Below are 7,046 nucleotides of genomic sequence, written 5' to 3' on the forward strand. Positions count from 1 at the left end.
TATAGCGCTTTGACGTTGTATTGAGGCTCACAAAAGGGAAAAATCGCTACTTTACCGTGGCGATTTTTCTTTTTGCAGTTCAGTAATCCCCCGTCAGAACTGAGGTTCGAAACAACGGGAATGATTCTATAAAAATCAATTGCTTCACTGAAGAATACTAATTTAAAAAACTAGATATCGATAGACTACCATTTTTAAGTAAAAATTTCAATCTATTTTTTCGCACTTATGCAATAAATGCACATATATAATAATAAGTATCATCCCTCCCTTTTATCAAAACTTCTCCTAGACAAGCCCCAATTCCCCACAGCCTATTTTCCCTTCAAAATTCTGGGGCTCCTTTTAGAACTATGATAAAATAGAGAGACTAGAATCTGAAAGAGGACAATCATGAAACGATTTATCCAGTTCCTACTGGTTATACTTTTATTACTACCATCTTTACTGCCAACTGCCACAGTGGTTGCTGCTGACGATTTTAAAACAACTGCCAATAGTGCCCTGGTTTTTGAACAAAACACAGGGAAGATTTTATTCGAAAAAAATGCTGATAAGTTAGTTGGAATTGCCTCCATCTCTAAATTGCTGACCAGCTATGTTGTACTCGATGCTATCCAGGCTGGCGAGCTTGATTGGAAGACCAAGGTTCCGATTAAAGATTTTGCCTACCAACTGACTGTGGATTCCTCTAGTTCCAACGTCCCCATGGAGGATCGCGAGTATACGGTCGAGGAACTGCTACATGCCATGTTACTTTCGTCCGCCAATTCTGCAGCGATTGCCCTGGCTGAGAAAGTCTCTGGCAAAGAAAAAGACTTTGTCAAGCGGATGGAGGACAAATTGGATAGTCTCGGGATTCGAGATTACAAGCTCTATAACTCATCCGGTTTAAACGAAAATGCCCTCAACATCATCGCCAATGGAAAAAATCAAGAGAATCTTATGTCGGCCAATGCTCTGGGTGTGATGGTTTACAACCTGCTCAAGGAACATCCAGAAATCACGGAAATCACAGAAAAGAGTCAAGCAAAGTTTGGGAAAGAGACCATTTACGCAACCAATCAGCTCATTCCCAACATGCCCCGTTTCCGAAATGGGGTTGACGGTCTCAAAACCGGTAGTTCGGCTGAGTACGGAGATTCGATTATTATCTCGACAACCGAGCGTGGCATGCGTCTCGTCAGCATTGTGCTCAGTGTTGAAAATCCAGATCAAGACCCCAACGCCCGTTACAATGCAACCATTTCCCTCCTTAACTACATCTCCCGTACCTTCTATGCCAATGTACTAGCCGCCGAAGGCGAGCCCTATGAAGAATTAACAGCTCTGATTAAAGATGGCAAAAAATCCCCAATCACTCCTGTTGCCAAAACCGATGCCATCTTTATCCAACAGGGAGGCAGTACAGCAGACTTAAAAATCAAATGGGAGACCGACCCCAAAGGGTATCAAGCCCCGATTAAAAAAGGAGAGTTTGTCGGCTACCTGACCTATAAAGATCCCGAACCAATTGGCAAAGGCTATATCCAAGGTCAAGAACCAAAATTCGCCATGGTTAGCCAGGAGGATGTGGACCGTAGTAACTTCCTCAAGGTACTCTGGAATAACTTCGTCCTCTTCGTCAATGAAAAACTTTAGTGAAAACCACAAAGACGCCCCCAATCAATGGATACCAACCTTGATTGGGGGCGTCTTTAGTTAGTAGAGCTGTCTCAGCTACTGCTAGCCGACACTTCCTTCCATTTCGTAGCTAATCAAACGGTTGAGTTCGACAGCATATTCCATTGGAAGTTCTTTGGTAAAGGGTTCAACAAATCCCATAACAATCATCTCTGTCGCTTCTTGTTCAGACAAGCCACGACTCATGAGATAGTAGAGCTGCTCTTCAGAAATCTTGGAAACTTTCGCTTCGTGCTCCAAGGCCACTTGTGAATTGTGGATCTCATTAAATGGAATCGTATCCGATTTTGACTGATCATCCATGATGATGGTATCACACTCAATATGGCTTACTGATTTTTTGGAATTGCGGGCAAAGGTTACCTGACCACGGTAGTTTACTTCCCCACCACTCTTGGCAATTGACTTGGAGACAATGGAAGAGCTGGTATGCGGAGCATTGTGGATCATTTTCGCACCAGTGTCCTGTACCTGACCTTTGTTGGCAAAGGCGATCGAGAGCATGGTTCCACGCGCTCCTTCTCCCTCCAGATAAACCGATGGGTACTTCATAGTCGTTTTGGCACCGATATTGCCATCAATCCATTCAACAGTCGCGTTTTTCAAGGCCTTGGCCCGTTTGGTTACCAAGTTGTAGACATTGTCAGACCAGTTCTGGATGGTGGTGTAACGAACATAGGCTCCTTCTAGGGAGAAGATCTCAACGATGGCCGCATGCAAGCTGTTGCTGGAGTAAGTGGGTGCTGTACATCCCTCAACATACTGAACACTGGCTCCTTCATCAACGATAATCAAGGTCCGCTCAAACTGACCGGTATTTTCATTATTGATTCGGAAATAGGTTTGTAGGGGAATGTCCACCTTGACACCCTTTGGCACATAGATAAAGGTCCCCCCTGACCAGACTGCACTGTTCAAGGCTGCCAACTTGTTGTCCGTTGGCGGAACCAATTTGGCAAAGTATTGCTTGAAGAGTTCTGGGTATTCTTTCAGAGCCGAGTCGGTGTCCGTAAAGACAATTCCCAACTTCTCAAACTCTTCCTTCATATTGTGATAAACCACTTCTGATTCATACTGGGCCGAAGCTCCCGCCAAATAAGCCCGCTCAGCTTCTGGAATCCCAATGCGTTCGAAGGTTTCCTTGATTTTCTCCGGAACCTCATCCCAAGAGCGAACAGGGCGATCTGATGGTTTTTGGTAGTAGATGATATCGTCAAAGTTGATTTGCGACATATCAGCTCCCCAAGTCTCCAGCTCCATCTTCTTAAAGGTCTCATAAGATTTCAAACGGAAGTCTAACATCCACTGAGGTTCCCCTTTTGCCGCCGACATTTCACGGATAACTTTCTCACTCAAACCTTTACCGGTCGAGAGAATGGGATCCACATCATCATGAAAACCAAATTTATATTCCCCCAAATCAATTGGCTTGGGTTCTACGCGTTCATTTTCAGCCATTATTTTCCTTTCATTTCATTTACTTCCAGTGCTTTTTTCAAAGCATTCCATGCAAGAGTGGCACATTTAATCCGCTGCGGGAACTGCGCAACCCCTGACAAAAAGGCTGCATCCCCGAGCTGGTCGGTCGAAGATAGTTCTAGCCCTTGTACCAAATCAGAGAAATCCTGGGCTAGAGCTCGAACCTCCTCTTCCTTTTTCCCAATCACAACATCGGTCATCATCGAGGCAGAAGCTGTTGAGATACTACATCCCGAATTGATAAAGGAGATATCTGTAATCCGGCCCTCTTCATCCTTGACCAAAAAGAGTTGGATAACATCGCCACAGGTTGGGTTGTTTAACTGGATAGGCTCGACACCAGACAAACTCCCCTGATGGTGGGGGTGTCTGGAATGCTCTGCCACGAGGGTTCGATAGAGGCTATTTAATTTAGAAAGTGCCATTGAAAAACTCCTTTGTTGTCTCCAAGGCCTGGATGAGACGATCGCAATCTTCCTTGGTGTTGTAGACATAGAGACTGGCCCGTAGCATGGCCGGCACTCCTAGATAAGCCAAGAGAGGTTGGGCACAGTGGTGGCCGGCACGGACTGCAATCCCTTCATAATCCAAAGCGGTCGCCACATCATGGGGGTGGAGTCCAGTTAGGTTAAAGGACACCAAGCCACTTCGACCTTCCGCTGAAGCCGGTCCATAGATTTCCAGCCCGTCCACTTTCTGCAATTCTTGCCAGAGATAGGTGACCAGTTCCTGATCGTGGGCAGCCAAGCGCTCCATCCCCAAATCTTCCAGATAGTCAATCGCCGCGCCCAAGCCAATCGCTTCTGCAATCGGTGGCGTCCCGGCTTCCAGCTTCCAAGGAAGATCGGTCCAGGTTGATTCTTGCTCAAACACAAAGTCGATCATCTCGCCGCCAAATTCCACGGGTTCCAAGGCTTGTAACAGTGCTTCTTTCCCGTAGAGAACACCAATCCCCGTTGGCCCCAGCATCTTGTGGCCCGAAAAGACTAAGAAATCTACATCCAAGTCCTGTACCTGAACTGGTAGATGGGGAACTGACTGGGCACCGTCCACTACTAAATAAGCACCCACTTCATGAACCCACTGGGCAATCTCTTGAATCGGGTTAATCACCCCCAAGACATTGGAGACCTGGGCCAGGGAAACAATTTTAGTCGCTGGATTTAACTTGGCCCGTAAATCATCCAGGTCCAGTCTGCCCTCTTTCAGGTAGACATAAACCAACCGAGCTCCGGTACGTTGGCACAGCTGTTGCCAGGGAACAAGGTTGGAATGGTGTTCCATAACGGAGATCAGAATTTCATCGCCTGGTGCCAACTGAGCTTCTAAGCCGCGAGCCAAGTGGTTCAAGCCCGTCGTTGTTCCTCGGGTAAAGATAATTTCTTTCTCAGAAGCTGCCCCGATAAAGGCTGCGACTTTTCGTCGCGCTGCTTCATAGGCCTGGGTTGCCGACTCCCCCAAGGTATGGACACCGCGGTGTACATTGGCATTGATTTCTTGGTAATAACGATCCATCGCCTCGATTACAGATCGCGGCTTTTGGCTAGTTGCTGCACTATCCAAATAGACTAGATCTTCTTCATGGACCTGTTGGTCGAGAATAGGGAAGTCTTTTTGGATCTGCCGACCGTCGATTGGCTGCATGGCTACTCCTCTTGTTTATCTTTTGCTTAACTTATCTTCAATAACTTGAATCATGTCGTCGCGAACTTCTTTAACGGGAATTTCAACAATCACGGCTCCCAAAAAGCCACGGACAACCAGGCGTTCAGCAGTTGCCCGATCCAAACCACGACTCATAAGGTAGTACAAGTCCTCAGGGTCAACCTGGCCGATGGAAGCTGCGTGTCCTGCAGTAACTTCGTTCTCGTCGATCAACAAGATTGGGTTGGCATCAGAACGAGCCTGGTCTGACAACATCAAGACCCGACTTTCCTGTTGGGCATCTGCACCTTTGGCTCCACGAATAATGTGACCAATTCCGTTAAAGGTCAAAGTTGCCTTCTCCAAGATAACCCCGTGTTGGAAGATATTTCCAACAGAGTTGGAGCCGTGGTTGGTGATCCGGCTGTCAATTCCTTGGACCTGTTTTCCAGAGGACAGGGCTACAACCTTCATGTCCGCATGGCTTCCACGTCCCACTAAATCCGTATCAAAGGCTGCAACAACATTTCCTTCGTTCATGACACCCAGAGCCCAATCAATGGTTGCATCCTGGCCAATCCGGCCACGACGGGTGATATAGGTGGTGACGTTTTGACCCAGGCGATCAATCGCAGAAAATTTCACCTGGGCTCCGGCTTTGGCAATCACCTCAACCGTAATGTTGGCTGTCGCTTTTTCTTGCCCTTCACCGAGGGTCTCGATGCGTTCCAAGTAAGAAAACTTACTGTTCCGACCTGCAATCACCAAAATGTGCTTGTTAAAGGGAACGCTAGACTCACTGTCCTGGTAAAAAATACCTTCAAGGGGTTGCGTGATCTCCACATTGTCTGGGACATACAAAACTGCCGCACTGTTAAAATAAGCTGTATGGTAGGCAGCCAATTTATCCTCATCGTAGGCTAGGGCAGACATAAAAGACTCTTCCACCAGTTGGGGAATCTCCTCTAAAACTGTGGCTAGATCTGTAAACAGAACGCCCTGCTCCACCAATTCAGGAGATAGTTGTTCCAAAACCGTTTGGGTGCCGACTTGGACCAGCTTAGGATTGCTGTTCAGATCCGTGAAGGCCGGGACATTCCCAGATGCCTCACTCAGTTCCAAATGGCCATCTCCCAAATTCCAACGGTGAAACTTCACCCGCTCAATCTTGGGCAAGTCCAACTCTTGAATTTTATCAAAGGCTTGCAAGCGCAAGTCTTGCAGCCAAGCAGGCTCAGCCTGTGCTTGCGAAAATGCCTGAATTTGTTCTCTTGTCATCAGTTCCTCCTTGGTAGGTCCTTAAACTTCTTCCTTGTAATCAAATCCGAGTTCTTCTGCAATTTTCGCATACCCTTCTTGTTCCAAACGGGCTGCTAATTCCGGACCACCTGAAAGAACGACTTTCCCTTCCATCATCACGTGTACGGCATCTGGTTTGATATAGTTCAACAAACGTTGGTAGTGGGTAATGATCATAGCCCCAAAGCCTTCTCCACGCATGGCATTCACACCTTTGGAAACCACTTTAAGAGCATCGATATCCAAACCGGAATCGATCTCATCCAAAAGGGCAAAGGTTGGTTCCAGCATCAACAATTGCAGAATCTCATTCCGTTTTTTCTCCCCACCAGAGAAGCCTTCATTGAGGTAACGCTCTGCCATTTCTTCCTTCATGTTAAGAAGGGCCATTTTTTCATCCAACTTAGTGATAAAATCACGGACAGAAATTTTGTCTTCTTCCTCTTTACCAGAGTTCATAGCTGCCCGGATAAACTCCGCATTGGTAATTCCAGGGATTTCACTTGGATATTGCATCGCCAAGAACAAGCCCAGCCGTGCCCGCTCGTCAACTTCCAGTTCCAAAATGTTGACCCCATCCAACAAAACTTCCCCTTGGGTTACTTCGTAGTTAGGATTTCCCATAATGGCTGCCGACAAGGTTGATTTACCGGTCCCGTTTGGTCCCATGATGGCCGCAACCTCACCTGTTTTAAGGGTCAAGTTAACCCCCTTCAAAATTTCCTTATCCTCAATGGACACATGGAGATCTTTAATTTCCAATACTGACATGATTTTATCCTTCCTTCTAGGTAATACGGTTTAAGTATAACAAGAGACTGGGACAAAAGTCTAGCCTCATTGACTTTGGCTACCAAAATGCCTTTGACGCAGTAGCGGATTGCCCTCTTCATTCGCTTTTCAAGCTCGGAAGAGAGCCTAATCAGCCTTGCGGGGATGGG

At 46.7% G+C, this 7,046-nt stretch carries 6 protein-coding genes; 1 reads left to right on the forward strand and 5 read right to left on the reverse strand.

Annotated elements, in window-relative coordinates; genetic code table 11:
• Nucleotides 1-393: 393 nt before the first annotated feature.
• Nucleotides 394-1,641, forward strand: coding sequence for a serine hydrolase (locus HZY94_RS09880; RefSeq protein ID WP_179925976.1), 1,248 nt, complete (start codon nucleotides 394-396; stop codon nucleotides 1,639-1,641).
• An 84-nt stretch (nucleotides 1,642-1,725) separates the two neighbouring features.
• On the opposite strand, the gene sufB is transcribed toward HZY94_RS09880, so the two are convergent.
• Genes sufB through sufC form a run of 5 tightly spaced genes read right to left on the reverse strand, consistent with a single transcriptional unit; the run spans nucleotide 1,726 to nucleotide 6,876 of the window.
• A complete protein-coding gene (sufB, locus tag HZY94_RS09885; protein WP_179925977.1) occupies nucleotides 1,726-3,141 on the reverse strand; it encodes a Fe-S cluster assembly protein SufB in 1,416 nt (471 codons plus the stop codon).
• Nucleotides 3,141-3,587, reverse strand: a complete 447-nt coding sequence (gene sufU, locus HZY94_RS09890) for a Fe-S cluster assembly sulfur transfer protein SufU (protein ID WP_179925978.1) — start codon at nucleotides 3,585-3,587, stop codon at nucleotides 3,141-3,143. The genes sufB and sufU overlap by 1 nt, the downstream gene beginning before the upstream one ends.
• The gene (locus HZY94_RS09895) at nucleotides 3,574-4,806 is read right to left on the reverse strand and encodes a cysteine desulfurase (RefSeq protein ID WP_218925753.1); all 1,233 of its coding nucleotides are present in this window, start codon (nucleotides 4,804-4,806) and stop codon (nucleotides 3,574-3,576) included. Before HZY94_RS09895 ends, sufU begins: the two co-directional genes overlap by 14 nt.
• Nucleotides 4,807-4,821: 15 nt before the next feature.
• The gene (gene sufD, locus HZY94_RS09900; protein ID WP_179925979.1) at nucleotides 4,822-6,084 is read right to left on the reverse strand and encodes a Fe-S cluster assembly protein SufD; all 1,263 of its coding nucleotides are present in this window, start codon (nucleotides 6,082-6,084) and stop codon (nucleotides 4,822-4,824) included.
• A gap of 21 nt (nucleotides 6,085-6,105) precedes the next feature.
• The gene (sufC, locus tag HZY94_RS09905; RefSeq protein WP_179925980.1) at nucleotides 6,106-6,876 is read right to left on the reverse strand and encodes a Fe-S cluster assembly ATPase SufC; all 771 of its coding nucleotides are present in this window, start codon (nucleotides 6,874-6,876) and stop codon (nucleotides 6,106-6,108) included.
• Nucleotides 6,877-7,046: the final 170 nt, after the last annotated feature.

The sequence above is a fragment of the Streptococcus danieliae genome (assembly GCF_013415245.1).
Lineage (GTDB): Bacteria > Bacillota > Bacilli > Lactobacillales > Streptococcaceae > Streptococcus > Streptococcus danieliae_A.